Below are 25,730 nucleotides of genomic sequence, written 5' to 3'. Positions count from 1 at the left end.
TATTAGATTCAAACATGCAACATTAAAAATTATATGGAGGTATTATATTATGAAGCAAGGTACTGTTAAATGGTTCAACGCTGATAAAGGTTACGGTTTCATCACCACAGATGATGGTGACGTATTCGTTCACTTCTCAGCAATCAACAAAGACGGATTCAAGACTCTTGATGAAGGCGAAAAAGTTACTTTAGACGTCGAAGATGGCGATCGTGGCCCACAAGCTGCAAACGTTACTCCCGTTGAAGGTTAATAACTTTTAAAAAAACATCTCAATTTATTGAGGTGTTTTTTTGTCCCCTTTTTTACAAAAACAAATCTAATGTAAGCAACTTAAAAATACCTATTTAAATTTGATTACATTATTTAAAATAAAAAGCTCTTCATTCCCAATTTAAATTGGGAATGAAGAGCTTTTATTTTTTCGCTTTAAGTAGTTTTAAAATGCATATATTTTGAAGCAAAAATAACTAATTCATCAATCGGTTGTTTCATACCATCTTTTGTCCAAGTTATAATAACTTCTGTTAACCCTCCAGAAATCATCGCAACCAACAACTTATTCGATTTTTCTCTTGTTTTCAAAATTTGATCATCTACCAAAGTTTTTATGTATTTTCTCAAAGCATTTAACAAAAAATTAGATAAATCATTTTTTACAATTGCTTCCATCATTAATTGATTCTCTTTAATGATAGTAAAAAAGGTCGTTGCTACATCATAAAAAGTAAATCGATTTTGGATTACCAATCGTCTTATGAAAGTTGAATAAACCATTTCAAATTGACCAAAAATAACATCCTCTTTAGTATGAAAATTCCGATAAAAAGTCATCCGTGAAACTTCTGATTTCTCACAAATTTCTTTTACAGTAATATCAGCGTATGGCTTTTCCATCATCATTTCAAACATTCCAAAGATAATTTGTTGTTTGGTTTTATTTTTTTTATTTTCAACTTCTTTGCTCATAAAAGATCCTTATCCTTATTTAATTCGTAAATGTTGTGATTCATCCATGGTTAAAAAATGTTTCTGTTGATTTTCATCAACTAAAATCAAACTAAAATCTGAACTTATCCCAATAATCCTACCAAGAATTGTAACATCATTCACTAAAATTGAAACTATTTGGTTTTTCCAAATTAAGTGCTTTTGATATTCTTTAATAATTTGGGTTGCATCTGGATGAGAAAACATTTCAATCACTAAATCATAAATTTTCGCAATCAGTTCATTCTTTAACGAATCATCTGTTTGTAACCCAATTGCTTCAACTTCATTTAAGGCAGTCCTAGTCATTAAATTTAAACCAATTCCAATAATAAAATTTTGAATTTGATTGTCACTTCCACTTTTTGTTTCTACTAGAATTCCACCACATTTTTTTTGATGATAATAGATATCGTTAACCCATTTAAGCTGTGTAGTAACCTCTAGAACAGTTTGAATGGCCTGTTGGACACAAACACCTACCCCTAACGTTAACATTCCAGGATGCTTAATTAAAGCATCTGTTGCTGGAATGATAATGGTCTCATAAATTCCGGTATCAGGGGAGCAAAAGGTATGTCCGTGTTGGCCCTTTCCAGATGTCTGAAAATTAGCGATAACCAAATTAAGCCCAGACCAAGCATTGGCCTGAGCATAATTCATGGTTGAATCAATTTGATCAAAAACAACTAATTTGGATAATGGTTGCTCAATAAAATCTAATAATTTGCTTTCACTAACTTTCATCTTATTAACGATTGAATAAATGAACACCCTTATCAACGTAAATGACGTCACCGGTAACTCCAGTAGCTAAATCACTCATTAAGAAGGCTGCCGTATTCCCAATTTCTTGCTTTGAAACACTTTTACCATCGATGGTAAGAGATTCAGAAGTTTTAAGCAAGTTATTGTGTCCTTTTACACCAGTAACTGCAAGCGTTCTAACGGCACCTGCTGAAAGAGCATTAACTGTGATTCCTTGTTGACCTAATTCTGCTGCTAAGTAACGCATTGCAGATTCAAGAGAAGCTTTCGCAATTCCCATCATATTGTAGTTAGGAATTGCATAAGTTGATCCCATATAAGTCAAAGTAAGAATGCTACCTTGTTCGTTCATAATCTTTGCAGCTTCACGAGAAACTGAGATAAAGGAATAAGCACTAACATCTTCAGCTAAGTTAAAACCAGCTTTTTTAGTGTTAATTACTCCATTTTGTAAGGTTTCACTATCAGCATAAGCAATCGCATGAATTACTCCATCAATCTTACCAACTTTTTCATGAATTTCTTTGAAAGCCTTTTCAACATTACTATCTTCTGCAACATCACATTCTATCATTAAAGTATCTTCGCTCACAAAACGATCAAGGCTTTTTTTCATCCGATCATTTTGGTAAGTTAATACAACTTGGCCACCAAGAGCTTCAATTGCTTGAGCACAACCCCAGGCAATACTCTTTTTGTTGGCAACTCCCATTACGACAATTTTCTTACCTTTTAATAAATCCATGCTCGTTGACTCCTCCTTGATTTAAGACACAAAACTAACTAATGGAAATCTATTGGCTAGTTAGTGTTTAAAATTCACGATAACGTTCAAATCTTTTTTGCAACATTTCTGTTTTGGATAATACACTTAACTCTTTTATTTTATCAAATAATTGCTCTTTAAACCGTTTAATTTCAGTAGAAGTTTTAACTTCTGGAATAATTTTATCAATAACCCCGTTTTTGATTAAATCTTCAGGAGTTAACTTCATTACTTCAGCAGCTTCTCGAGCTCGACTTGAATCTTTCCAAAGGATGGTAGCGTAGCCTTCTGGTGAAAGAATTGAATAGATACTATTTTCAAAAGCCCAGACACAATCTCCTACAGCAAGTGCAAGCGCACCTCCACTACCACCTTCCCCAACAATTACAGAAATATAAGGAACTTTTAATTGCATTCCTTGTAAAATTAATTGAGAAATCATATACCCTTGTCCATGATACTCAGCTTCAACATCTGGATAAGCCCCTGGAGTATTGATAAGTGTAATAATAGGTCGATTAAATTTTTCAGCTTGTTTCATTAAGCGGAGTGCTTTACGATAGCCATCTGGTTCAGCTGATCCAAAGTGAACATCAGCGTCATTACAATCATCATCACCCTTTCGAATTCCAATAATTGTAACTGATTGCCCATTCAACGAACCAATTCCCGCATAAACAGCTTCATCATCACCATAAGCTCGATCACCATGGAGTTCAATAAAACTATCCGTAATTCCGTTAATCAAATTTTTGATACTAATTTTATCTTTAGAGCGAGCATCTAAGACCCGTTCAAATGCTGCTTTTTTAGTCATTACTGTCACCACCTTCGTGAAGTGAAAGCACCTGACTAAGCGTTGTTTTCATGTCTTCTCGTTTAATAATGGCATCTAAAAAACCATGCTTTAACAAAGTTTCGGCTCGTTGAAAGTCTTTGGGTGGATTTTGTTGGATGGTTCGTTCAATGACACGTCGGCCAGCAAATCCAATTAACGTATGCGGTTCAGAAAAAATCAAATCTCCTTGCATCGCAAAACTAGCAGTTACCCCACCAGTCGTTGGATCGCAAAGATAACTAATGTATAACAGGCCTGCCTTACTATGTTGTGCAACCGCTTCAGATACCTTAGCCATTTGCATTAAGGATTCAATTCCCTCTTGCATCCGTGCACCACCAGAAGCTGTAAATAAAATAACTGGTAATTTCAACTTGGTCGCTTTTTCAAACAAACGAGCAATGATTTCACCTGTAGCAGATCCCAAACTTCCCATAATAAAACGCCAATCCATCGCTCCAATAGCTACTTGATGCCCATCAATTACACCAATTCCAGAAAGTACTCCTTCATTTAAACCCGTTACTTTCCGAGCTTTAGTTAATTTTTCTAAATATTTAGGACTATCAAATTTAGAATTAGCTTTAATTTCAAGATTCATCGGCGTAAATTTATCGCATACCAAGTCAATTCGGTCTTGAGCTCCCAGACGAAAACCATATCCACATTCTGGACACGTTTGATATTGATTTAAATGTTTTTTATAAATTGCCGTCCCACAGAAAGGACATTTAATCCAAATTGATGGGATGTCATCCATCCTTTTTTGTAACTCTTGTGGACTAGGCTTTCCATCGTTATTTATCATGATGCTTCACCCATTCTTTCAAAAAATGATCTTCCACATAAAGGTTGTTAAAGTCACCATCTAAGAAATGTTGATCTTGTAGTAGGTCAACTAAAAATTCTCGATTGGTTTTAACTCCCTTAACTTCAAATTCTTGTAAGGCACGTACCATTTTATTAACCGCTGCTTGCTTAGTAGGCATATGTACAATAATCTTAGCAATCATTGAATCATAAAATGGTGAAATTTTACTCCCCGCTTCTACTCCTGAGTCAATGCGAACCCCTTTTGTTCCAAAGGGAAAATGAATAGATTCAATGGTTCCCGGAGTTGGCTGGAAACCTTTTGCAGGATCTTCAGCATTAATTCGACATTCTAAAGCGTACCCTTTTGCCTTACAATCAGTTTGATCAAACGGAAGGACTTGACCTTCTGCTACCATAATCATGGCTTTAATTAATTCTACTCCAGCCACTTCTTCAGTAATGGTATGTTCCACTTGTAAGCGGGTATTCATTTCCATGAAATAGAAGTGATGATCACGATCCATTAAAAACTCAAAGGTTCCCGTATTTTCATAGTGGATACCCTTCATAGCGTTTACCACTATTTTTCCCATCCGTTGCCGTTCAGCAGAAGAAAGCCCTAAACAAGGCGACTCTTCAATAATCTTTTGATGATTTCTTTGTAAAGAACAATCCCGTTCTGGAAAATAAACAACATGACCTTGTTGATCCGCAATCGCCTGCATTTCAATGTGCTTGGCATCCGAAAGATCTTTTTCCAAATACAAATGATCATCACCATAAGAAAGCTTTGCTTCCTGTTTTGTATCAACGTAAGCCTTTCTTAATTCATCGTCACCATCAACTCGACGAATTCCCTTTCCGCCACCACCGGCAGCAGCTTTTAACATTACTGGATACCCAATTTGATGAGCAATTTCTAAAGCCTGATTTAAATCTTTAAGATAGCCATCAGATCCTGGAATCGTAGGTACCCCCAGCTTTTTCATAGTTGCTTTTGCATTAGATTTATTTCCCATCAAATCAATCACTTCTGCAGATGGACCAATAAATTTAATCCCATATTCTTGACAAAGTTCTGCAAATTCACTATTTTCTGACAAAAAACCATATCCGGGGAAAATTGCATCTGAGGCCGTTAAAACTGCTGCATCTAGTACAGATCCCATTTTTAAATAAGAATCTTGCGGCAAGCCACTTCCAATACAAACTGCTTCATCTGCCATTTTTACAAACAAACTATCTGCATCAGCAGTCGAATAAACAGCAACTGCTTGAAGGTTTAGTTCGTGTAATGCACGAATTGTTTGTACTGCAATTTCACCACGATTGGCAATTAATACTTTTTTAAACATCTATTCACCTATTCAATCGCAAACATTAAATTAGCATCTACAATCACTTCATGATTCCGAATTACTTCGGCATGTCCAACCCCAATATTCCGTTTAAGCTTCGTCAACTCAACATTTAGGTGTAAGACATCTCCTGGATGCATATCAGCTTTAAAATCAGCGCTTTTAATTCCACCAAAAAAAACGTTTTTCCCCTTATGTTCGGGCATCGAAAGAATTGCTACTACTCCTGTTTGGGCTAATGCCTCGATAATAATTGGATGTGGCAAACTAAATTGATTTCCATTTGAAAAAAACCATTCATTTACTGAAAGGTTTTTAACTGCTTCTGCAGATTTTCCTGGTTGTACATCGATAATTTTATCAATCATTTCAAAAGGATAACGCTGAGGAATAAAATCACTAACTTGATAATTCATATTAATCCTCCTTGATTTCAAAAATTGGTTGATCAAATTCGACCATTTCACCATCATTAACTAACCGATTAGTAATTGTTCCACTAACTGGGCTCTTAACTTCGTTAATTAATTTCATGGCTTCAATTGCACAAATTGTTTCTCCTTTTTTGACATGATCTCCGACTTTTTTATAAGCTGGTTTATCTGGACTAGGAGCAAAGTAAACCAATCCAACCATTGAAGCCTTTAATTTATAATTTTCACTGGCTGAAGTCGATTTTTTCGATTCAAGTGGTTGTGAAGTGTTCCCCACTACAGGAGCTGCCGGCTCGTTTTTATTAACTAACTTACTAAAATAAACGTCAACACCGTTACCATCAATTTTTAATTCTTGTAAACCGGACTGATCAAATTTTTCAAGTAAGCGTTCGATGTCAGCTTCATTCATTAGTCATCTTCCCACTTTCTCATTGCAATAACTGCATTATGTCCACCAAAACCAAAGGAATTACTAATTGCCGTTTTGATTGGTGCTTTTTTATTTTCATCATTAACTAAATCAATTTTAACTTCAGGATCTTGATTTTTCATTCCGACGTTAACTGGCATTTGTCCGTTTTCTAAAGCTCCAACTAAGGCAACTGCTTCTAATCCACCTGCTGCCCCAAGAGAATGTCCAACCATTCCCTTGATTGAACTGGTTTTAAGATGGTCATTATCAGCAAATAATTTACCGATTGCAGCGCTCTCTCCTGCATCATTAGCATGCGTAGCAGTCCCATGGGCATTTACATAATCAAGCTCATCTGTGGCAATCTCGGCTTCATCAACAGCCTGTTTCATTGCCATAATGGCACCTTTACCTTCTGGATCGGGAGCAGTTAGATGGTAAGCATCACTAGTTGTTCCATAGCCTACCACTTCCGCCAAAATCTTTGCACCACGTGCTTTAGCATGGTCATAATCTTCAAGTACTAAAGTTCCTGCACCTTCACCTAATACAAAGCCGTTACGGTCAACATCAAATGGCATTGAAGCCGTTTTGGGATCAGTTGATTCTGATAAAGCTGTTAGGGCAGCGAATCCAGCAATTCCCATGTTAGTAACCGCTGCTTCAGCCCCTCCAGTAATCATAACTTTAGCTTTTCCTTGTTTGATAAATTCAAAAGCATTTCCAATTGCATTAGTTCCAGAAGCACAGGCTGTTACAATAGCTTGTGAAGTATTTTTAGCATCAAAATACATTGAAATATTTCCAGCAGCCATGTTAGAAATTGCTTTGGGAACAAAGAGAGGAGATACACGACGTGGCCCTTTTTCATGTGCTTTAATTACTTGTTCTTCAATCGTTTCAATTCCACCAATTCCAGTTCCATAAATTACTCCTAGGTCTTCTGGTTGATAGTTTTCGCCTTCAACTAATCCCGCTTGATCCATAGCTTCTTTAGCGGTGTAAAGAGCGTATTGAGCATATGGGTCAAGTCGTTTGTAATCTTTTTTTGAAAGTCGATCTGATGGGGTAAAATCCTTCACTTCACCAGCAACCGTGATTCCTGTTTCTGAAGCATCAAATTTAGTGATTGGTGCAATTCCAACTTGTGAATCTAACATATTTTTAATAAAATCTTCTGCAGAATTTCCAATTGGAGAAACTGCTCCGATTCCTGTTACTACAACTCTTTTACTCATTAATTTTCTCCTTTGAAAAGCCAATTTACATTGTAAGCCCACCATCAACCGTAATTACTTGGCCAGTGATGTAATCATTTTCAACTAAAAATTCAACAGTTTGAGAAATATTTTCAACATCGCCAAACCGACGAAGTGGAATTTGGCCTTCCCATTGCTTAATAATTTTGTCGCTTAATTTATCAGTCATAGCAGTTTTAATCATACCTGGTGCGATTGCATTACAACGGACCCCACGCAATGCTCCTTCTTGAGCAGTAGTTTTGGTTAGCCCAACAATCCCTGCTTTACTTGCAGAATAGTTGGCTTGACCAACGTTACCATGTGTTCCTGCAATGCTTGACATGTTAATAATTACTCCCGTACGTTTCTTTTGCATGGTCTTTAAAGCAAATTTTGACATATTAAAAGTTCCAACTAGGTTAGTGTTGAGTACATCTTTAAACGATGTTTCTGTCATTCTAGTCATTAGCTTATCTTGCGTCATTCCCGCATTATTGACTAAAACATCTAGATGGCCAAACTTTTCAACTAAATCATCGACCATGCGCTTAGCATCATCTTCCTTAGCCACATCTCCAGTCACAATTTCGACCGGACTAGAAAACTTTTGCATCAATTCAGCTTTGGCAGCATCATCTAACTCTCGATGAGAATTAATCACTACCAAATTATGATCATTTTTAGCTAATCGCTGTGCTGTAGCAAGTCCAATTCCTTTAGTTCCACCTGTTACCAGTACAATCTTTTTTTCAGTCATCATTAATCCTCCGTCTCTAAAGCTGTTTGAACTTCATTTAAAGTTGCAACACTATCAATGTGATACGTTTCAATCCCCTTTAACGTCTTTTTAGCAAATTTGGTTAACGTTTCCCCTGGACCAATTTCAATTAAAGCATCAACCGGAAAATGTGCTTGCAAAAAGTTTAAATCCTCAGCAAAATGAGTTGGTTTAATTAACTGATTTTGTAAGGTCGCTTTAACGGTGGCCTTATTGAATGGTTTGACCGTCGTATTGCTGATAACTGGAACCACAAAATCATTAAAGTGCACCGTTTCAAGTCGTTTTGCTAGATTATTACTAGCTTCCATCATTAACGGAGTATGTGAAGCAACTGCCACTTTTAAAGGAACCACACGCTTAGCGCCAGCTGCTTTAAGAGCTACATTAGCTGCTTGAACTCCAGCTTCAGTTCCACCAATCACTGTCTGAACATTAGTATTATAGTTAGCAGGATAAGCTCCAGAAATTGATTGACAAATTTCAGTCACTGTTTGTGGATCAAGTTTTAGAATTGCGGCCATTGAACCTGGATTTTGAATCCCAGCATCGGCCATATAATGAGAACGATCTTTAACTAAATCTACCGCATCCTTAAAATTTAAAGCACCACTAGCAACTAATGCCGAGTATTCTCCTAGACTAAGTCCCATCATTACTTCAGCCTTTGGCAAATGATTAGCAATTGTTTGATAAATTCCAATTTCCATTGCTAAGATTGCCATTTGCACATTTTTAGGATCATCCATGTTTTCAGTATCCGCTAAATCAATTCCTAAAACCGTAGAGGCTTCATCAATTACATCACGATAGGCAGATTCACTTTGGTATAAATCAGTTCCCATATTAGGAAACTGACTTCCTTGACCACTAAATAAATAACCAATTTTTTTCATTAATTATCCCCAAATTATTTTTCGTCAATTTGTTTTTGCACATAATCAACTAATTGTTGGACCGTTTCGATTCCTTCATCACCATCAATTTCGATATCATATTCGTCTTCTAAAGCATCAACAATTTCAAAAATATCTAAACTATCTAAGTCTAATCCATCTTTTAAATTAGTACTTAATTGAATTTCGTCAACGTTAATATCATCCATTTGATCTGCAACTACTTCTTTAATTTTAGCTAAAATTTGATCTTGATTATTTTCACTCATTGTAATTCTCCTAATAAAATGTAATTTTTTAATATTTAATTATAACTGTTCCGACCGTTAATCCACCACCAAAGCCAGTTAAGGCAAGATAGTCGCCACGTTTTAGTCGGCCGTGTTCTGCAAGCTCGGCCATTAAAATTGGTTCACTAGCTGCAGCTGTATTCCCATAATTGTTAATGTTAATTGGAAAATGGTTCATCGATAATGATAACTTTTTAGCAACTCGTTTGACAATTCTTTCATTAGCTTGGTGCATAATAAAATATTTAATGTCATTTAAATCTAGGCCAGCTGCGTCAACAGCCGCTTCTATTGATTCTGGAACCCGATTAGTAGCAAAATTATAGACTGCGTGACCATCCATTTTTAAAAATTGATCATCTTGATCATGACTTTCGCCAAAGGGTGAGTGTCCTGCATGATGTCCAGCGGTTAAACTCATACCTGCTTCACCAAAAGTACGCAAATTTTCTCCCATAATCTGAGAATCGCTACCATCATTTTGGACTAACACTCCTGCGGCACCGTCACCAAAAAGAACAGCGGTTCCTCGATCATGCCAATTAACTAAGCGACTTAATTTTTCTCCACCAATGACAATCCCAATTCCGTCTTTTTTTCCAGCTAATAAAGCATTCATTACGGAAATTCCGTAAACAAATCCCGAACAAGCAGCATCAATGTCAAATGCAACCGCATTGGAAGCGTGGATTGCTCCTTGAACACTAGCAGCGGTTGCTGGAGTTAAATAATCGCCTGACATGGTTGCCACAATAATAAAGTCAATTTGTTTAACGTCAATGCCAGACTGCTGAACTAACTGATTGGCTACTGAAACACACATTTCCGTATTACTTTCATCAATAGCAATGTGTCTTTGTGAAATTCCCGTCCGCCGTTTAATCCACTCATCAGAAGTATCCATGATGTTGGTTAAGTCAGTATTAGTTACAACTTTTTCAGGAACAGCCTTAGCAATTGCTTTAATTCTAAAGCTACTCATAGTTATTTTGTTCTTTCGTTTTTATCAACAATAAAGGTTAATTTAGTTTCACAACATTTTTCTTCACCTACATAGGCAATACATGAAACTGATCCAGTACGGTCGCGAACCTTATCCATCGTAACTTTAAAAGTTAAGACATCTCCTGGCTCAACCATTCGTCTAAATTTAGCGTTTTTTATACTACCTAAATAAGCAGTCTTATTTTCAAATTGTGGGGATTTAAGAATTAAGATTGAAGCAACTTGAGCCATTGATTCAATAATCAAAACTCCAGGCATTACTGGATTCCCAGGAAAATGTCCTTGAAAGTATTCTTCATTGATTGTAACGTTCTTAGTTGCAACAATTGATTCTCCAGGTACCATTTCATCCACACGATCAATAAATAAAATTGGATAACGGTTTGGAATTAAATCCATGATTTCTTTTGCATTCATTACAGCCATGTTTTCACCTCAAAAAATTTTCTTCGTTTACACAACATCTTAATTCTCGTAAATTTGAACTAATTTTACCAATTTTAAGTCTTAAACAAGTTTATAATAACTCGAGAAAACCCTTTGATGTCAAGGATTGCCAGCTAATCATGGTGGCTGTTACAAATATATCAATGCGTAACAAATTAAACCTTCACTTATGAATATACAAAAAACGAAGTTCAATAATTGAAACTTCGTTTTTCTTGGTTTGATATTAGTATTTTAATTTAGTTTGCATAAATAGATTAATTTGACGATCAGATAATTTTAAAGTGGTTGCTTTACTAAAATGCATTAGTCGATGTAATTGACTAGTACGCATCTCACGTGCTCTCCACTTATTTAAGGCCATAATTTCTTTTTTACCTAGTGCTAAAAATTTCATAAAAACACCTTCTATTCAAAAATTTCCCATCTATCTATTGTTTATTATAATATAGATAATTAATTTTATCATGCTTTATTTTAATAATTATTAGTAAAGTTTTTGAAACTTTCGAATGTGGTATAATTAACGCATTATCATTTGTTTTTATATGAAAGGAATTGAATTAATATGGAAAATACAGGATCACAGCCAAGTGAAGCAGAAGTAACCCAAAACCTGTCTGGTTGGGGTAAAGTAGTCAATGTTTCTCTTAGAACTTTAATGTCGTTTGTTGGAATCGCAATTTTGTCAATGGGAGCTGCGTTATTAAAAGCTTCGCCAATTTTAGGGCTTGATCCTTTTACTGCTCTAAACGTCGGAATGGCAACCAAATTTCATACTACCCTTGGTGTTTATCAATTAGGTGCCAACTTGGTAATTTTCATTTTTGTTCTTTTTCTTGATCGTAAAAAAATCGGAATTGGAACCATTATGAACATGGTACTTGTTGGATTTGAAATTCAATGGTTTTCTTCGTTTTACCATGTTCTTTTCCCAGGGAAGGTTACTGCTTTAGTTTTAGTTGCCGACCTAATTTTAGGACTATTAATGTTTACAGCAGGTAGTTCTCTATACATGGCTCCAAGTTTAGGGGTGGCACCTTATGATGCCATTGCACCAATCATTTCAAGTCGTTTCCATATTAAATACAAAACTGCTCGAGTTGGACAAGACATTTGTTTCTTAATTGCTGCCGTAATTGCCAGCGGTCCTATTGGTTTTGCTTCAATTGTGGTCGCTTTCTTCGCCGGTCCACTAATTTCTTACTGGGATCGAACCATTAGTACCCCTACCATGGACTACATTAATGATCTTAGTGAAAAACCATCATTCAAATCATTGGCTAACGTCGTTACGAGTGCTACTAAATCTGGATATAATTCATTATCTAATGCTTACAACTCAACTTTAGACTTCCAAATGCACTTAGCTGGATACACTAATCAAGAATTATTGAAAAACATTCAAAGTACAGAACAACATATGAAAGAATCACAACGGGCTTACAATCAATATCGGACTCAATATCGGATGTTAATTGCCGAATTAGTTAAACGTGATAAACGTGGTGAATTACCTAAGCATCATCCTGAGAGTACTGATAACAACTCTAATTCACAAAAATAAAAACAAAATAAAAAGGGCACGGTGCTTACCGGGCTCTTTTTATTTTCCAACTAATGCCGCTGATTATTTGTCATTTTTAACGGATTAACCCATTTATCAAAATCTTTTCCACTAAGAAAACCTGATTCTTCAGCAGCTTCCCGTAGATTAAGTCCATTCTTCATCGCCAATTGAGCAATTGAAGCCGCATTATGATATCCAATGTGCGGAGATAAAGCCGTAACCGTCATAAGTGATTCATCGACCAGTTTTTTCATTTCTTCCTCATTAACTTGAATTCCAGCAACTAGTTTATCTGTATAGTTAGGTAACAATCCAACTAGTAGTTCAATGGATTCAATAAAGGTTGCAATTATTACGGGTTTATAAACGTTCATTTCAAAGTTTCCCTGGCTGTTAGCAACCTCAATTGTAGTGTTATTTCCCATGATTTTGGTTGCAGCCATCGTCATTGCCTCAGTCTGTGTTGGATTAACTTTCCCAGGCATAATTGATGAGCCTGGTTCATTAGCTGGAATTCTAATTTCACCATACCCAGCTCGTGGTCCACTGGCTAAAAATCGAATATCATTGGAAATCTTCATTAAGTCCGTAGCCAAAGTACTGATTGCTCCATGTGTATTTGTGAGGGCTGTATGGGCAGTTAACCCATAGAATTTGTTTTCAACTTTAAATTTTTCGTTGTAAATTCCACTTAACGCCTTAACCATTGCTTGATCAAAGCCTGTTGCCGTATTTAATCCTGTCCCCACAGCTGTTCCACCGATCGGTAACCCAAGTAATCCCCGTGCGTTCAATTTGATAAATTCTACATCATGTTCAAGCGTACTGGACCAACCTGAAATTTCTTGCCCAAAAGTCATTGGAGTTGCATCTTGTAAATGAGTTCTTCCAAGCTTAACGACATTCCAATACTTTTTTGAAAGCTGATTAAAGACCTCAATTAAATGTTCTAATGCTGGTATAAGCTGATTAATTGCTTCCACACCAGCAATATTCATGGCTGTTGGAAAAGTATCATTAGAACTTTGTGAATGATTAACATCATCATTTGGTAAAATTTTAGCCTTTGGATCAATTTGATTAGCAACATGAGCTAACACTTCATTCACATTCATATTAGTTTGCGTTCCTGAACCCGTTTGATAAACATGTAGTGGAAAGTCTCTCATTAAATTCTGATCTGGAAGTTTTAGTAACTGCTCTGCTGCTTTTACAATTACGTTGGTCCGCTTTAAATTTAATTCACCCATTTTACCGTTAACCTTAGCTGCTGCCATTTTAATGGTAATTAATGCTCTAATTACCAAAACCGGCATCAATGGCCCAACGGGAAAATTATGACGACTTCGTTCCGTTTGGGCACCCCAGAGAGCATCATTGGGGACTTTTACTTCTCCTAAAGTATCATTTTCAATTCGATAACCGTTTTTCATGCTTGTTTCTCCTATTTTTGTTTTAAACCAACTTCGTTAATAATTCTTTTATTTTCCTATTGTTCGTATTTTTTGTCAATCAAACCAGATAAATATGACCTATAACATTGATAATAAACAAAGACGAACTTTGTTTTTGTTAATTTTTTCAAAAGTCTTGAATTACTTAATAATGATTGCTAAAATAACTGTGGTTCAAAAATAAATTGGGATTTATGTGAGGTGCACAATATGTCAGTTACAGTTGTAGTTGGTAGTCAATGGGGCGATGAAGGAAAAGGTAAGATTGTTGATTACTTGAGTAAAGATTCTGATATCATCGCTCGTTATCAAGGTGGTGACAACGCTGGACACACCATCGTTTTTAATAACAAGAAGTTCAGTCTTCAACTTCTTCCATCAGGGATTTTTTACTCTGATAAAATTGCTATGATTGGCAATGGAGTTGTTCTAAACCCTAAGGCACTTTTTCGCGAAATGAAATACCTAAATGATAACCAAGTGCCAACTGATAACCTTCGTATTTCTTCACGTGCTCAAGTTATTATGCCATATCATATTTTACTAGATCGACTTAATGAAAAAGACCGAACTAATAAAATTGGAACTACCCAAAAAGGAATTGGTCCCGCTTATATGGATAAAATTGCCCGGGTTGGAATTCGTGTAGCTGATTTAATTTATCCAGAAACTTTAAAGAGAGTTTTAAAAGAAACCCTTCGGCAAAAAAATGAATTATTAACTAAACTATACGAAGTAGAACCCCTTGACTTTGATTCAATGTATGAAGAATACAAAGAATATGGTCAACGAATGAAAAAATACGTAATTGATACTTCTGACCTACTCAATAAAGCCGAGGGACAAAATATCCTTTTCGAGGGAGCTCAAGGAATCATGTTAGATATTGATCATGGAACCTACCCCTATGTAACTTCTTCAAATCCGGTTGCTGGTGGTGCTGCTGTCGGCGCTGGAATTGGTCCAACTGAAATTACTGATGTCATCGGTGTTTGCAAAGCCTATACATCTCGGGTGGGTGAAGGTCCTTTCCCTACTGAGCAATTAAATGAAATTGGCGATTACATTCGTGACACTGCTCATGAATATGGAACCGTCACTAAACGCCCTCGTCGAATTGGTTGGCTTGATACAGTTGCGCTTCGGCATGCTGCTCGAGTATCTGGGTTGACTAGTTTAGCAATGAACTGTGTCGATGTCCTAGATGGTCTAGATACCATTAGGGTTTGTACTGGTTATGAATTAAATGGTAACATCATTGATTTTTATCCCGCTAACTTGGATGTCTTAGACCAATGTAAGCCAATTTATCAAGAACTTCCTGGTTGGAAAGTTGATACTACTAAGTGTGATACTTTTGATAAACTTCCTGAAAATGCCCAAAATTATATTAAAACAATTGAAAAACTAGTTAATGTACCGATTGATTGGTATTCAGTTGGTCCTGATCGAGAACAAACTCATAAACGCTAAAATAAAAGCCGATAATTACTGATACTTCAGTAATTATCGGCTTTTATTTTACTCAGCTTTTGTCGCCATCGTTCCAATATAATCATGGTCAATGCCTAAAAAGTTAATTTTAAACTTTTCACCATTCCGAATAGCATAATCCATTTGCGGTAAAGAAACTTCAATCGATTTTGGTTTACTAACTAACCCCAATCCCAATTCTTTTAAAACTGCTTCTTTAATGGTCCACAAACGTAAAATTTGTTCTGACTTTCTCGGATCATGTAATTGATTAAGATAATCAATTTCAGCTACCGTAAAAGCGTGGCTTAATTTCTCAAGCTTTTTAGGTTTAATCTTTTCGATATCAATTCCAATTGGTTGATCAGATATCGCAACTGTCACTAGATTAGATGAATGAGAAATATTGAAATGTTCACCACATTGCTTAAAATAGGGCTTTCCGTGTTCACCATTCTTAAATTCTTCATCAGCTAAAAAGGTATCTTCTGGTACGTCTAGTAACTTAGCTAATAATATTTTACCAACCAAAGTTTGTTGCTGTTTAGGATGATTCTCAATCTCGAACTTTTGATAATAAGGTTGATATTGTAAATCAGTGAGTCTTCCACTTTTAAACTTTAACAAGTGTGAATCCTCCCATTTAAAAACTATTTGGCGTCAATTTGTTTAGCAACATAATCAACTAAATCTTGAACAGTTGCCATTCCTTCATCACCATCAATTTCAATATCATACTTATCTTCAAGTGCATCAACAATTTCAAAAACATCAAGACTATCTAATTCCAAATTTTCTTTGAAGTTAGCATCCATTGTAATTTTGCTTTCATCTAAATCAGTTTGATCAACAACGATTTCTTTAATTTCATCAAAAATTTGTTCTTTGTTTGCTTTTTCAGCCATAATTATTCACTCCATTATTTTAATAATAAACTTTGTAACAACTCAATTTTAACACAATTACAATTAATAAATAAAATTTTAACGCTTAGACCATAGTGCCATTTCTCGAGCAAGATCCTCAGCTTGCGGGATAATTCCCATTCTAGTAACGAATCCATGCATCATTCCGGCATACCAAATGTATTCAACATCATTATTATTTTTTGCGACACTTTTAGCATATGTGTAACCTTGTGGAGTTAAACAATCATATTCTGCTGCAATTACCATAGTCCGAGGAGCTTTTGCAAACGTTGCTTCACTACTATTAATCGGTGAAATAATTGGGTCACTCATTTTATGCTTTCCAAGATAAATTACTTTTAAGGTGGCCAATGATGCAATGTTTTCATTATCCATAGTTTCAATTAAGTCAACGGCAAAATTTTCCATAGTAGGTAACTTTTGCTTAGTCGGAATTGTTGCAACATCTAACATTGGATAAATTAAAACTTGGCCGTTAATGTATCCAGTTGCTTTGTGGATATCAAAACTACTCATCACTGCAGCAATATTTCCACCTGCACTATCCCCCGTCACGAAAATTCGATTAGGATCAACGTTAAGTTCTTCTGCATGGGTTGCAACAAATTCAACAGCATGCCAAGCGGCACTAGTCAATGAATCAACATCTGCTTCAGGAGTTCTTGGATAGTCAACATTAAAGACCGATCCTTGCATTAACTCGGCAAGCTTTTTCCCAAAATTTTTGGTATTATCTGGAGTATTTCCATAAAAATTACCGCCATGAAAATAAATGAAAGCCGGCTTTTTAGCAGCTTCATTTGCAAAAACATATTGATATAATATGGCATCATTGATATCGATTTCGTTTTCTAAAACGTTATATGAAAGATCTAAATCATAACAACCGTTATTTTCACGGGCTGCTAAAGCGGCTTGAGCTTCACTAGACGAAATATCATTATTAGCTCGTTCAGTTGCTAAACTACGAGCAACATGGTGTCCATGGCGACTTTTATCAAAATTAATAGTATAACTATCTAAACTATCTTCTACAGCTAATGATTTTTTATTAACTAAAATATTATCATCATTACGCTTAAAATTAGTTACACTGTAGTTAGGTGAAATTTGCTTTAAACGGTGATAATATTCCGCCGTTGTAGGTGCCCAGTCCTGATTGTTTTGCATGTTAATTTCCTCCAAAAAAAATCACCTAATCAGGTGATTTTTTATTTTAATTATTTAAGTCTTTCAAAAAACTTAATTCCATCCATAGTAAACCAGAATTGGAAAAATAGAAAGACCACTAGTCCAGCAACAAAAACTATAATTCCTAAAATAATCGACAAAATTAAGGCGAACCCAGTTACATCAATTAGACTTACTAACCAAGCAATTACGGTAACTAAAGCACCAAAGACTACCGCAGCAATTATTGCCATAGCGGCTTGTAAAACGATTAAGCCTAATAATTGATATCGATGTCCTTTCATTAATTTCCAAGTTTCAGGGAAAGCTTTGAAAAGCCCATTATCTAAATCTTTAGTATCAACATAGTAAGTCAAGAAAACAAAGTATAAACCTAAAGCAATGTAGGCATAAAGTGCTACTCCAACTAAACTAACCAATGCAGCAACCGCAAACAAAAATGAATTTTGTTCTGTAATTCCAGCAACTACAAATCCTCCAGTAATTCCACTAAATACTAAGAAAAAAATTAACCCAATTAAACCGACTAAAAATGAAATTCCAATTACTGAAATCCAAGTTAAACCTTTAAACGCAACAAAAGCTTTTTTAAATTCAAACTTACCATCTTGATCAGATTGAAAAAGTCCCATTTGTAAGGAAACTTTAAACAAAGTAACAATAATTGAAATAATCATCATTACAAAAAATGATCCTTGAAGGGCCGTTACTAAAGCAGTTGGGTTATAAGGAAAACTAGCCGCTGAAGTTAAAATTGAACTAGTATTAGAAAATCCATTTGCAAATAGGCTCACAATCAATGAAGGTAACGCCATTCCTAAAATGGCCCACTTATGTTCTTTAACGGTTTTTAAACCATCTTTTAATACATCAATAATCATCTTAAATTCCTCCACCTTTTTATTTCTTATTTTAACAGAAGTTAGCTCTTGATTAAACCCAAATAAAAAATCACCCCATATAGAGTGACTTTTAGTTTATTTTTCCCACTGATCAACCGTATCAGCACCACCATCTGGATTCCCACTCCATTGGAAGTCGCCATACCAAATTGATCTTTTATCTAAGTTCAAACTATTAATCAAATCCATATCGTCATCTGAAAGTGAAAAATCATATACATTAGCGTTCTCTTGAATGAATGATTCATGAGTTGACTTAGGGATGGTATTAATTCCACGTTGTAATTCCCAACGTATAATTACTTGTGCCGTAGTTTTATCGTACTTATCGGCAATTTTTTTAATTTGTGGATGATTAAGGGCTTCACCATGACCAAGTGGTGACCATGCTTCCAATTGAATATTATGACGATCACAGTAGTCCTTAATATCAGTTTCTTGTTCTAAAGGATTAAATTCCATTTGATTAATCACTGGTTTAATAGAAGCATGTTGCATTAAATCACGAAGTCTTTGAATATCAAAATTAGAAACCCCAATTGCTCTAATTTTACCATCCCGATAAAGATCTTCTAAAGCACGCCAAGTTTCATTATATTTATCAGTCACTGGCCAGTGAATCAAAACTAAATCAACATAACTAGTTTGAAGACGCTTTAATTGTTCAGCAAAAGCGGCAATGGTTGAATCGTAACCAGCGTCACCATTAAAAATTTTAGTGGTTAAAAAAACATCTTCTCGTTTTAATCCATTTTCTGCTAGTCCTTGGGTAAGTCCATCACCAACCCCAGCTTCATTACCATACTGTTTTGCGGTATCAATTGCTTTGTATCCATGCTTTAATGCCCAACGAACGGATTGAGAAGCAGTGGCGTTATCGCTACGCCAAACTCCTAGTCCTAAACGTGGCATATCCACTCCGTTATTTAATTTAACGGTTGATTCTAAATTTAAATTCATATCAATCACCTCACCTAGAGTATAAAACTCTCAGGATCACTTTTCATTAATCTTGCTTCACTTCCACCACAAATTCATGTGTTCCTCGGTTAATCTGTTTCAAAATATATTGAAATAACATCATAATCCAAGAAAATGCTAAAGCCGAAGCAAAAATTTCATAAGCAGTTAGTGAAAAGTAATGGGCTCCTTTAAACAAAAAGCTAGCTAGTACAATCAAAATTCCTAATGTATTTGAAATTCGAAGAAAGTTTCTAGAAATTCCTGGCCATAACCACTTAATTCCAACAATTAAAATGATAATATCAAAAGCCATTGCCCAAGCACAAATATCATGCCAATGATGCATCCAAGGAATTTGCCGATCGTTTGAAATTAAACCGACACACATTGCATTAATTGCTAAGACTGTTAGTAAAATTCGTAATATTAAAGTGGGCACTACTGGACGCTTTAATGGTTTTATTGAAACAAACAAATAGTCAACTAGTGCAAGCATCAGTAAAGCGGCAAAAATAAAAGTTAAATTAAATTGCCAACTATCAACAGCTTTATTAGTACCTAAAAAACTAATGTTATGTTTCCACCAACGTAAATTACCATTTGAGAGCATAGAAATCATAACTCCCCCAAAAATCGTAATTACAAATACATCAACTAACATTGTTGGAGTAATGTTTTCGGCTAATAGAATCATAACCATATTAATAATAATTTGGAAAACTAAAAATAATAAAGTTGCCGTATAAATTCCAAATGATACTCCCATAAAAACTCGTGCTAAAATCCAAAAAATTCCTAATAATCCAATTAATAAAATAGCAGTAAATGAAATTATAATTGTAGGAAAGTTTCGCCAATATAAATTTCGATAAATCGAATTTACAGATTGATTACGAGCCTTAACGAAAAAGATTGCAAAAAGAATTAATCCTGAAACTAATCCTAAGATAATTGTAGCAGTAGCAATTGAATAACTTCCTGTAAACTTAACCGAACTCGTTTTTTTTAGTGTGAAGTATAAGAAAAAGATAATGCTAGTAATTAGTGCCGGAATTACACTCCACCAGTAAGACACATCCCATCCAGTATTTTCTGCATCTGCTTGTTTTTCCAACCGAATGGCGTTGTTTTCAATTTTTAAATCTAACTTTTCATTTGCTTTAAGCTTAATTTGTTTTATAACTTGTTCCGGGATTTCAATGTGGTAATTCTGGTTGCCCATATTCTAAAAATTCCCCTTTTTGTTTTATGATTAACGCCATAAAAAAAGACCCATAAGGGCCTTTTTTAAATTAAAATGCTAAGTTTAATTTGGCAATCCAACGTGATTGACCTGAATAATTTGTGTAGTGTAACCAAGTATATCCATCAGCCTGTTTAGTACCATCGTAGTAAATTGTTACCTCAGGATCAAGTAATATTTTAGTATTACTATTTAAACTTGCTTCATCACGAACATATTGGCTTCCAGAAGTAGTATAAGCACCAGTTGCTGCTTCCATTTCACTAGCATTATTACCTGGTTGTTGTACTGGTTGAGCATCAGTGATTTGAGCAACCCAGTGTGACTCACCAGCATAGTTAGTGTAATGTAACCAAGTATATCCATCAGCTTGTACAATACCATCATAGTAAATTGTAATACCAGAATCTAAGGTTCCAGCAACACTGGCATCAAGACCAGCACCACTACGAACATTTTGAACTCCGGCAGTAGTGTAAGCACCAGTTGCTGGTTCTATTTCGCTGGTATTATTTGCGGGTTGTTGTACTGGTTGGGCATCATTTAAATCAGCAATCCAGTGAGCATCACCAGCATAATTAAAGTAATGGTACCAAGTGTAACCATCGTTATCAACCGTTCCATCGTAATAGATCGTATTCCCAGCATCTAAAATTGCAACGGAATCAGCCTCAATACTTGCACCGATACGAACATTTTGTGCTACAGCAGTAGTATAAGCACCACTAGCAGGCGTAATTGCACTATCCTTACTTGGGGCTACTTCATTAGCAGGTTGAGCTGGTTGGTTATTAGTGTTTTCAGTATTTCCGTTTGAATTTGAAGGTTGAACTTCTGGTTGAACATCATTATTTGACTGAACTTCATTAATGTCAGCAATCCAACGAGAGGCCCCAGAATAGTTACTGTAATGCATCCAATTGTAACCATCGTTATTTAAAATTCCATCATAATAAATTGTAACACCAGGATCTAATGTTCCAGCAACGGTAGTATTAAGACCAGCATCCGTACGGACGTTTTGGCTAACTGAAGTCGTATATGAACCATTTACTGGAGTCATTCCTTCAGTATTACTTGGTTGAGCTGGTTGATTAGTTTCTGGATTAACGTTAGCGTTGTTACTTGCTGATTGATTATTGTTATTTGAATTTGATTGACTTTGAGTATTATCGTAACGACCCAAATTATTGTAATTAATAACACCAATTAAGGTATTAGCATAATTGGGATCTGTAGCATATCCATCGGCTTGCAACATTTGACATACATAATAGTAATCTTGGCTATAAAGTAAGTTTGCATAACGTGAATTAGCTGCTAAAAAGTGTCCATGATCTTCAACACTTGCAGCAAAGTCAGGGTAAGCACGGAATTGATCTTGAATCGTTACATAATGACCATTGTAATATTCTTGAGTTGATTGCCAAGTAGACTGTCCGTTATATTCACCTTTAATTCCATAAAGATTATTACCAGGAGCAGATTGTCCCCAAGCACTTTCAACGATTGCTTGTGCAATTGAAACACTAGGAAGAACCCCATATTCATTCCAAGTATTTTGAGCTCCAGGTACTAACTGACTAATGAAAGTTTGGTTAGCTGGAGAAGTTTTCCCAGAAAGATCAGGATTATCATCATTTAATCTAGCAACATATTGTGAGTTGCCATTGTCATTACTATGCAACCATTCATATCCATCGTTATCAACACTACTATCATAATTAATTGATTGACCTGGTTGTAGAGTATTAACTACATCAGAATCTAAACTTGCACCATTGCGAACATTTTGAGTTTGCGCAGCAGTATAAGTTGCAAACTGACTTGATTTAGCAAGTTGAAGTGCACTTGGTGCACTATCAGTTACAGAAGCTGCTTGGTTATCAGCATCACTTGCATTAACTGCATTAGTTTGAGGTTGTGCTACGTCAGTTACCACATTAGTTTGATCATTAGTTGACGCTACCTGATTATTATCTGAACTTTGATTTTCACTTTGGTTTTGATCTGCACTTTGATTTTCTGGTTGAGCCGATACTGCAGTTTGATTTACCGTAGCTGTTGGTTGAACATCATCGGCAAAAGTAGGCGCATTCATTAAAAATAATGAAGTAGATGCAAATGTAATGCCCATTGCAATCTTAATCCAGCCATGCTTTGACTTGCTTAATTTTGTTCTTGTTTTGGTTTCTCCAGTAGCCGTAGCCATCCGATTATGTGCTCTAGTATACTTGTTATCCATAAACTCATTCCTCTCTTATGTATCACATGACTTATGTATATAGTTAATCTTTTCTTAATTATTAAAGATATTCATATGATAACACAAATAATCAAATAAGGTATTTATATTTGACATAAATTAAAAATTTAAAGTAGTTGTAATAAAAAAAACATGGTAAAAGTAATTTACACCATGTTCTCTTAATTAAAAAACTAATCTTTTTCACCAGTGAAATCAAAAACTACACGGCCAACAATCTTACCAGCCTTCATTTCATCAATCACTTTATTGATATTTTCAAGTTTATCAGTTCTAACGATTGGTTTAACTTTTCCTTGAGCACCAAAGTCAAAGGTTTCACGTAAATCTTGACGAGTACCAACAAGGGAACCAGCTACTTTAATTCCATCAAGCACTGTTTTATCAATGTTAAGAGCCATATCACCCTTTGGAAGAGCAACCGCAACTAAAGTCCCATTTGGTTCTAGGGCATCAACGGCATTAGTAAAGGCTTGTGCACTAACCGCCGTTACGATTGAATCGTGAACTCCACCATTAGTTCCTTTAATAACTTGGTCAGTTGCATCCGCATCGTGACGATTAATTACTAAATCAGCGCCATTTTCTTTAGCAGCTTCAAGCTTTTTAGGATCACCGTCAGTAACAACTACTTTAGCTCCAAAAACGTTATGAGCTAATTGAACACCTAAATTACCTAGTCCACCAGCACCAACAATTTGTGTCCATTCACCCGGTTTAGTATCACCAATTTTAAGCGCCTTATAAGTTGTAACTCCAGCACAAGTTAATGAAGTAGCTTCAACTGGATCTAGTCCTTCTGGAACTTTAACAGCGTATTTGGCATCGACAATACATTCTTCAGCCATTGCACCATCAACTGTGTACCCTGCATTTTTAACGTTTCGACAAAGAGTTTCATTACCAGTTACACAGTACTTACAAGTACCATCTGCTGAATAGAACCAAGCAATTGATACTCGATCGCCAATTTTTAGATTAGTTACGTTTTCCCCAATTTGAGTTACGCGTCCAACCCCTTCATGTCCAATAATTCGACCAGGAACTTCACCAAAATCACCTGAAGCAACGTGTAAATCAGTGTGACAAAGACCACAATATTCTACTTTTACTAAGGCTTCATTGGAACGAATGGGACGTAAAGTAACATCTTTAATATCAACATATCCATCTGAATCAGGTCTAACAACAGCAGCTTTAACCATAATAATTCTCCTCTTTATAATGAAACCAATAATTATTAATTTTAACAAGTTCATTATAACGTGAATAATTTCACATTGCAATTAATTATAGATAAAAACTAATTTTAACTATGCTTACCAGTTCCAAGGATCCTGGTGCCATTGATTTAATGATTGGTATTTGGCTTCAGTAATTTGCTTAGTTTTGTATAATTCATCAATTAATTTAGCATAGGTCACTAATGGGCTAAATTTCAAGCCTGCTTCCGCAAAGTTTTTTTCTGCATCTGGAAAACCATAAGAAAAAATTGAAACTACTCCAGCAACTTGAAAACCTTCTCGTTGAACTGCTTGAGCTGCTTGAATTACGCTTCCACCAGTCGAAATTAAATCATCAATTAAAACCACTTGATCATTTTGCCTAATCCGTCCTTCAATTTGTTTACCCGTTCCATGATCCTTTGGTTTTGAACGAACGTAAACCATTGGTAAGGCTAACTCATCAGCTACAATGGCAGCATGTGGAATTCCCGCAGTTGCAACGCCACCAATTACGGTTACATCTGGATATTGATTTTTAATTAGCTGCGATAGTGCCTTTGCAATCATGCTACGTAACTCAACATACGAAACCGTTAAACGTAAATCAGTATAAATTGGTGATTTAATTCCACTTGCAAATTCGAAATAACCTTCTGATTTAAATTGAACAATTTTATCTTCCACTAATTGATTTAAAATCTGCGTTTCTAAGTTTTGCATAATCATTCTCCTATTTTTGTAAGTTCCAGTCCTTTAAATATCGATCATAAGCCATAATTGGATGCTTGCTCTGCGTAATTGGGCGTCCAACCACAATTGCAAAAGCTCCATCTGCTCTGGCAGTTGCAGGATTAGCTACACGACTTTGATCACCAACAGCATCTTGTTGCATTCTGATTCCCGGAACCACATATTCAAAATCACGGCCGAGGGCTTTAGTTAAGTCAGGAAGTTCCAAAGCAGAAGTAATTACCCCATCACAACAAGAATTTTTCGCTAGCTTAGCTAAAGCAACAACCTGTGCATTCATTGACAATTTACAATTTTGTTCGTTTGCTAAAATCGCTTGTGAAATTGAAGTTAGTTCGGTCACTCCTAGTAAATGAGGTGCTTGTAATCCAGCGCGTTGAGCTCCTGCTTTTAGTCCTCGCTTGGCAGCTTTTAACATTGCTTGGCCACCGAGTGTATGAACAGTTGTATAATCAACTCCTAGTTCTCCCAACTGTTCCATAGCTTTTTCCACGGTATGGGGGATATCAAACAGCTTCAAGTCAAGAAAAATATCACAACCACGCTGTTTAACTTGCTTGACCACTTCTGGACCCGCTTGGTAAAAAAGTTCCATCCCAATTTTAACGGTAAGCTGACTAGGATTTTCAAATTGATCTAAAAACTGATTAACTTGGTTGATTTCTGGGAAATCTAATGCAATCATAAGTGGTTTATCCATTTTAACCTCCAAAAATTTCACTAT

The 25,730-nt window shown here is 35.5% G+C and carries 29 protein-coding genes; 3 read left to right on the top strand and 26 right to left on the bottom strand.

The features are described from left to right. Positions 1–49: 49 nt before the first annotated feature. Complete coding sequence (locus AC0GLY_RS01105) at positions 50–253, top strand: cold-shock protein (RefSeq protein WP_041817938.1); 204 nt, start codon at positions 50–52, stop codon at positions 251–253. Positions 254–429: 176 nt separating this feature from the next. On the opposite strand, the gene AC0GLY_RS01100 is transcribed toward AC0GLY_RS01105, so the two are convergent. The 15 genes from AC0GLY_RS01100 to AC0GLY_RS01030 form a co-directional block, all read right to left on the bottom strand. Then, entirely contained in the window at positions 430–969 is a 540-nt protein-coding gene (locus AC0GLY_RS01100) for a TetR/AcrR family transcriptional regulator (RefSeq protein ID WP_496611748.1), read from the bottom strand. Positions 970–984: 15 nt separating this feature from the next. Beyond that, positions 985–1,788, bottom strand: coding sequence for a biotin--[acetyl-CoA-carboxylase] ligase (locus AC0GLY_RS01095; RefSeq protein WP_496611747.1), 804 nt, complete (start codon positions 1,786–1,788; stop codon positions 985–987). Continuing rightward, the gene (fabI, locus tag AC0GLY_RS01090; RefSeq protein ID WP_496611746.1) at positions 1,742–2,503 is read right to left on the bottom strand and encodes an enoyl-ACP reductase FabI; all 762 of its coding nucleotides are present in this window, start codon (positions 2,501–2,503) and stop codon (positions 1,742–1,744) included. Before fabI ends, AC0GLY_RS01095 begins: the two co-directional genes overlap by 47 nt. 67 nt (positions 2,504–2,570) lie before the next feature. Beyond that, positions 2,571–3,341, bottom strand: a complete 771-nt coding sequence (gene accA / locus AC0GLY_RS01085; protein WP_496611745.1) for a carboxyltransferase subunit alpha — start codon at positions 3,339–3,341, stop codon at positions 2,571–2,573. After that, positions 3,334–4,170, bottom strand: coding sequence for an acetyl-CoA carboxylase carboxyltransferase subunit beta (locus AC0GLY_RS01080; RefSeq protein WP_496611744.1), 837 nt, complete (start codon positions 4,168–4,170; stop codon positions 3,334–3,336). The genes accA and AC0GLY_RS01080 overlap by 8 nt, the downstream gene beginning before the upstream one ends. Next, positions 4,160–5,530, bottom strand: coding sequence for an acetyl-CoA carboxylase biotin carboxylase subunit (locus AC0GLY_RS01075; protein WP_496611743.1), 1,371 nt, complete (start codon positions 5,528–5,530; stop codon positions 4,160–4,162). The genes AC0GLY_RS01080 and AC0GLY_RS01075 overlap by 11 nt, the downstream gene beginning before the upstream one ends. A gap of 8 nt (positions 5,531–5,538) precedes the next feature. Beyond that, on the bottom strand, positions 5,539–5,949 hold the full coding sequence (locus tag AC0GLY_RS01070; RefSeq protein ID WP_496611742.1) for a 3-hydroxyacyl-ACP dehydratase FabZ family protein: 411 nt from the start codon (positions 5,947–5,949) through the stop codon (positions 5,539–5,541). Between the two features lies 1 nt (position 5,950). Further along, the gene (locus tag AC0GLY_RS01065; protein WP_496611741.1) at positions 5,951–6,379 is read right to left on the bottom strand and encodes an acetyl-CoA carboxylase biotin carboxyl carrier protein; all 429 of its coding nucleotides are present in this window, start codon (positions 6,377–6,379) and stop codon (positions 5,951–5,953) included. Next, entirely contained in the window at positions 6,379–7,620 is a 1,242-nt protein-coding gene (gene fabF, locus AC0GLY_RS01060; protein ID WP_496611740.1) for a beta-ketoacyl-ACP synthase II, read from the bottom strand. Before fabF ends, AC0GLY_RS01065 begins: the two co-directional genes overlap by 1 nt. 25 nt (positions 7,621–7,645) lie before the next feature. Beyond that, the gene (gene fabG, locus AC0GLY_RS01055; protein WP_496612218.1) at positions 7,646–8,380 is read right to left on the bottom strand and encodes a 3-oxoacyl-ACP reductase FabG; all 735 of its coding nucleotides are present in this window, start codon (positions 8,378–8,380) and stop codon (positions 7,646–7,648) included. A gap of 2 nt (positions 8,381–8,382) precedes the next feature. Next, positions 8,383–9,297: an ACP S-malonyltransferase gene (locus AC0GLY_RS01050; RefSeq protein ID WP_496611739.1), complete on the bottom strand. Its 915-nt coding sequence runs from the start codon at positions 9,295–9,297 to the stop codon at positions 8,383–8,385. 14 nt (positions 9,298–9,311) lie between these two features. Then, positions 9,312–9,566, bottom strand: coding sequence for an acyl carrier protein (locus AC0GLY_RS01045; RefSeq protein WP_496611738.1), 255 nt, complete (start codon positions 9,564–9,566; stop codon positions 9,312–9,314). A gap of 28 nt (positions 9,567–9,594) precedes the next feature. Beyond that, positions 9,595–10,575: a beta-ketoacyl-ACP synthase III gene (locus AC0GLY_RS01040; protein ID WP_496612217.1), complete on the bottom strand. Its 981-nt coding sequence runs from the start codon at positions 10,573–10,575 to the stop codon at positions 9,595–9,597. Continuing rightward, positions 10,572–11,018 (bottom strand): 3-hydroxyacyl-ACP dehydratase FabZ, encoded by a 447-nt coding sequence (gene fabZ / locus AC0GLY_RS01035; RefSeq protein WP_496611737.1) that lies wholly within the window; start codon positions 11,016–11,018, stop codon positions 10,572–10,574. Before fabZ ends, AC0GLY_RS01040 begins: the two co-directional genes overlap by 4 nt. 247 nt (positions 11,019–11,265) lie before the next feature. After that, positions 11,266–11,436, bottom strand: coding sequence for a hypothetical protein (locus AC0GLY_RS01030; RefSeq protein WP_496611736.1), 171 nt, complete (start codon positions 11,434–11,436; stop codon positions 11,266–11,268). A 171-nt stretch (positions 11,437–11,607) separates the two neighbouring features. Here AC0GLY_RS01030 and AC0GLY_RS01025 point away from each other — a divergent pair, with 171 nt between their 5' ends. Beyond that, on the top strand, positions 11,608–12,606 hold the full coding sequence (locus AC0GLY_RS01025) for a YczE/YyaS/YitT family protein (RefSeq protein ID WP_496611735.1): 999 nt from the start codon (positions 11,608–11,610) through the stop codon (positions 12,604–12,606). Between the two features lie 50 nt (positions 12,607–12,656). Here the strand turns inward: AC0GLY_RS01025 and AC0GLY_RS01020 are convergent, their stop codons facing one another. Beyond that, positions 12,657–14,042 (bottom strand): class II fumarate hydratase, encoded by a 1,386-nt coding sequence (locus tag AC0GLY_RS01020; RefSeq protein ID WP_496611734.1) that lies wholly within the window; start codon positions 14,040–14,042, stop codon positions 12,657–12,659. Positions 14,043–14,273: 231 nt separating this feature from the next. Between AC0GLY_RS01020 and AC0GLY_RS01015 the strand changes: the two genes are divergently transcribed. Next, positions 14,274–15,536: an adenylosuccinate synthase gene (locus tag AC0GLY_RS01015; protein ID WP_496611733.1), complete on the top strand. Its 1,263-nt coding sequence runs from the start codon at positions 14,274–14,276 to the stop codon at positions 15,534–15,536. A 48-nt stretch (positions 15,537–15,584) separates the two neighbouring features. Here AC0GLY_RS01015 and AC0GLY_RS01010 read toward each other — a convergent pair whose 3' ends face one another. The 10 genes from AC0GLY_RS01010 to pyrF all read right to left on the bottom strand — a co-directional run bounded on the left by AC0GLY_RS01010 (position 15,585) and on the right by pyrF (position 25,706). Then, positions 15,585–16,163, bottom strand: coding sequence for a 4'-phosphopantetheinyl transferase family protein (locus AC0GLY_RS01010; protein ID WP_496611732.1), 579 nt, complete (start codon positions 16,161–16,163; stop codon positions 15,585–15,587). Between the two features lie 23 nt (positions 16,164–16,186). Beyond that, positions 16,187–16,441: an acyl carrier protein gene (locus tag AC0GLY_RS01005; protein ID WP_496611731.1), complete on the bottom strand. Its 255-nt coding sequence runs from the start codon at positions 16,439–16,441 to the stop codon at positions 16,187–16,189. A 78-nt stretch (positions 16,442–16,519) separates the two neighbouring features. Further along, positions 16,520–17,635, bottom strand: coding sequence for an alpha/beta hydrolase (locus AC0GLY_RS01000; RefSeq protein WP_496611730.1), 1,116 nt, complete (start codon positions 17,633–17,635; stop codon positions 16,520–16,522). Between the two features lie 50 nt (positions 17,636–17,685). After that, a complete protein-coding gene (locus tag AC0GLY_RS00995) occupies positions 17,686–18,537 on the bottom strand; it encodes a DUF975 family protein (RefSeq protein WP_496611729.1) in 852 nt (283 codons plus the stop codon). A 96-nt stretch (positions 18,538–18,633) separates the two neighbouring features. Next, on the bottom strand, positions 18,634–19,518 hold the full coding sequence (locus AC0GLY_RS00990; RefSeq protein ID WP_496611728.1) for an aldo/keto reductase: 885 nt from the start codon (positions 19,516–19,518) through the stop codon (positions 18,634–18,636). Between the two features lie 46 nt (positions 19,519–19,564). Continuing rightward, positions 19,565–20,743, bottom strand: coding sequence for a DUF998 domain-containing protein (locus AC0GLY_RS00985; RefSeq protein WP_496611727.1), 1,179 nt, complete (start codon positions 20,741–20,743; stop codon positions 19,565–19,567). A gap of 70 nt (positions 20,744–20,813) precedes the next feature. Continuing rightward, on the bottom strand, positions 20,814–23,009 hold the full coding sequence (locus tag AC0GLY_RS00980; protein WP_496611725.1) for an SH3 domain-containing protein: 2,196 nt from the start codon (positions 23,007–23,009) through the stop codon (positions 20,814–20,816). Positions 23,010–23,203: 194 nt separating this feature from the next. After that, positions 23,204–24,235, bottom strand: a complete 1,032-nt coding sequence (gene adhP, locus AC0GLY_RS00975; protein ID WP_496611723.1) for an alcohol dehydrogenase AdhP — start codon at positions 24,233–24,235, stop codon at positions 23,204–23,206. Between the two features lie 114 nt (positions 24,236–24,349). After that, the gene (gene pyrE / locus AC0GLY_RS00970; RefSeq protein WP_496611722.1) at positions 24,350–24,976 is read right to left on the bottom strand and encodes an orotate phosphoribosyltransferase; all 627 of its coding nucleotides are present in this window, start codon (positions 24,974–24,976) and stop codon (positions 24,350–24,352) included. Between the two features lie 10 nt (positions 24,977–24,986). Beyond that, positions 24,987–25,706, bottom strand: coding sequence for an orotidine-5'-phosphate decarboxylase (gene pyrF / locus AC0GLY_RS00965; protein ID WP_496611721.1), 720 nt, complete (start codon positions 25,704–25,706; stop codon positions 24,987–24,989). Positions 25,707–25,730 lie beyond the last annotated feature (24 nt).

This window comes from Fructilactobacillus sp. YLN 2507, from assembly GCF_059614085.1.
This window is presented reverse-complemented; position numbering and strand designations above follow the sequence as displayed.

Coding starts and splice junctions, on each gene's coding strand:
- AC0GLY_RS01015 (WP_496611733.1), top strand. CDS start 14,274: ATGTCAGTTACAGTTGTAGTTGGTAGTCAATGGGGCGATGAAGGAAAA.
- AC0GLY_RS01025 (WP_496611735.1), top strand. CDS start 11,608: ATGGAAAATACAGGATCACAGCCAAGTGAAGCAGAAGTAACCCAAAAC.
- AC0GLY_RS01050 (WP_496611739.1), bottom strand. CDS start 9,297: ATGAAAAAAATTGGTTATTTATTTAGTGGTCAAGGAAGTCAGTTTCCT.
- AC0GLY_RS01105 (WP_041817938.1), top strand. CDS start 50: ATGAAGCAAGGTACTGTTAAATGGTTCAACGCTGATAAAGGTTACGGT.
- fabF (WP_496611740.1), bottom strand. CDS start 7,620: ATGAGTAAAAGAGTTGTAGTAACAGGAATCGGAGCAGTTTCTCCAATT.
- AC0GLY_RS01000 (WP_496611730.1), bottom strand. CDS start 17,635: ATGCAAAACAATCAGGACTGGGCACCTACAACGGCGGAATATTATCAC.
- AC0GLY_RS01045 (WP_496611738.1), bottom strand. CDS start 9,566: ATGAGTGAAAATAATCAAGATCAAATTTTAGCTAAAATTAAAGAAGTA.
- AC0GLY_RS01075 (WP_496611743.1), bottom strand. CDS start 5,530: ATGTTTAAAAAAGTATTAATTGCCAATCGTGGTGAAATTGCAGTACAA.
- AC0GLY_RS01005 (WP_496611731.1), bottom strand. CDS start 16,441: ATGGCTGAAAAAGCAAACAAAGAACAAATTTTTGATGAAATTAAAGAA.
- AC0GLY_RS00990 (WP_496611728.1), bottom strand. CDS start 19,518: ATGAATTTAAATTTAGAATCAACCGTTAAATTAAATAACGGAGTGGAT.
- fabI (WP_496611746.1), bottom strand. CDS start 2,503: ATGGATTTATTAAAAGGTAAGAAAATTGTCGTAATGGGAGTTGCCAAC.
- AC0GLY_RS01070 (WP_496611742.1), bottom strand. CDS start 5,949: ATGAATTATCAAGTTAGTGATTTTATTCCTCAGCGTTATCCTTTTGAA.
- AC0GLY_RS01080 (WP_496611744.1), bottom strand. CDS start 4,170: ATGATAAATAACGATGGAAAGCCTAGTCCACAAGAGTTACAAAAAAGG.
- AC0GLY_RS01030 (WP_496611736.1), bottom strand. CDS start 11,436: ATGAAATTTTTAGCACTAGGTAAAAAAGAAATTATGGCCTTAAATAAG.
- AC0GLY_RS00980 (WP_496611725.1), bottom strand. CDS start 23,009: ATGGATAACAAGTATACTAGAGCACATAATCGGATGGCTACGGCTACT.
- adhP (WP_496611723.1), bottom strand. CDS start 24,235: ATGGTTAAAGCTGCTGTTGTTAGACCTGATTCAGATGGATATGTTGAT.
- AC0GLY_RS00995 (WP_496611729.1), bottom strand. CDS start 18,537: ATGATTATTGATGTATTAAAAGATGGTTTAAAAACCGTTAAAGAACAT.
- pyrE (WP_496611722.1), bottom strand. CDS start 24,976: ATGCAAAACTTAGAAACGCAGATTTTAAATCAATTAGTGGAAGATAAA.
- AC0GLY_RS01020 (WP_496611734.1), bottom strand. CDS start 14,042: ATGAAAAACGGTTATCGAATTGAAAATGATACTTTAGGAGAAGTAAAA.
- AC0GLY_RS01100 (WP_496611748.1), bottom strand. CDS start 969: ATGAGCAAAGAAGTTGAAAATAAAAAAAATAAAACCAAACAACAAATT.
- AC0GLY_RS01065 (WP_496611741.1), bottom strand. CDS start 6,379: ATGAATGAAGCTGACATCGAACGCTTACTTGAAAAATTTGATCAGTCC.
- AC0GLY_RS00985 (WP_496611727.1), bottom strand. CDS start 20,743: ATGGGCAACCAGAATTACCACATTGAAATCCCGGAACAAGTTATAAAA.
- fabZ (WP_496611737.1), bottom strand. CDS start 11,018: ATGGCTGTAATGAATGCAAAAGAAATCATGGATTTAATTCCAAACCGT.
- accA (WP_496611745.1), bottom strand. CDS start 3,341: ATGACTAAAAAAGCAGCATTTGAACGGGTCTTAGATGCTCGCTCTAAA.
- fabG (WP_496612218.1), bottom strand. CDS start 8,380: ATGACTGAAAAAAAGATTGTACTGGTAACAGGTGGAACTAAAGGAATT.
- pyrF (WP_496611721.1), bottom strand. CDS start 25,706: ATGGATAAACCACTTATGATTGCATTAGATTTCCCAGAAATCAACCAA.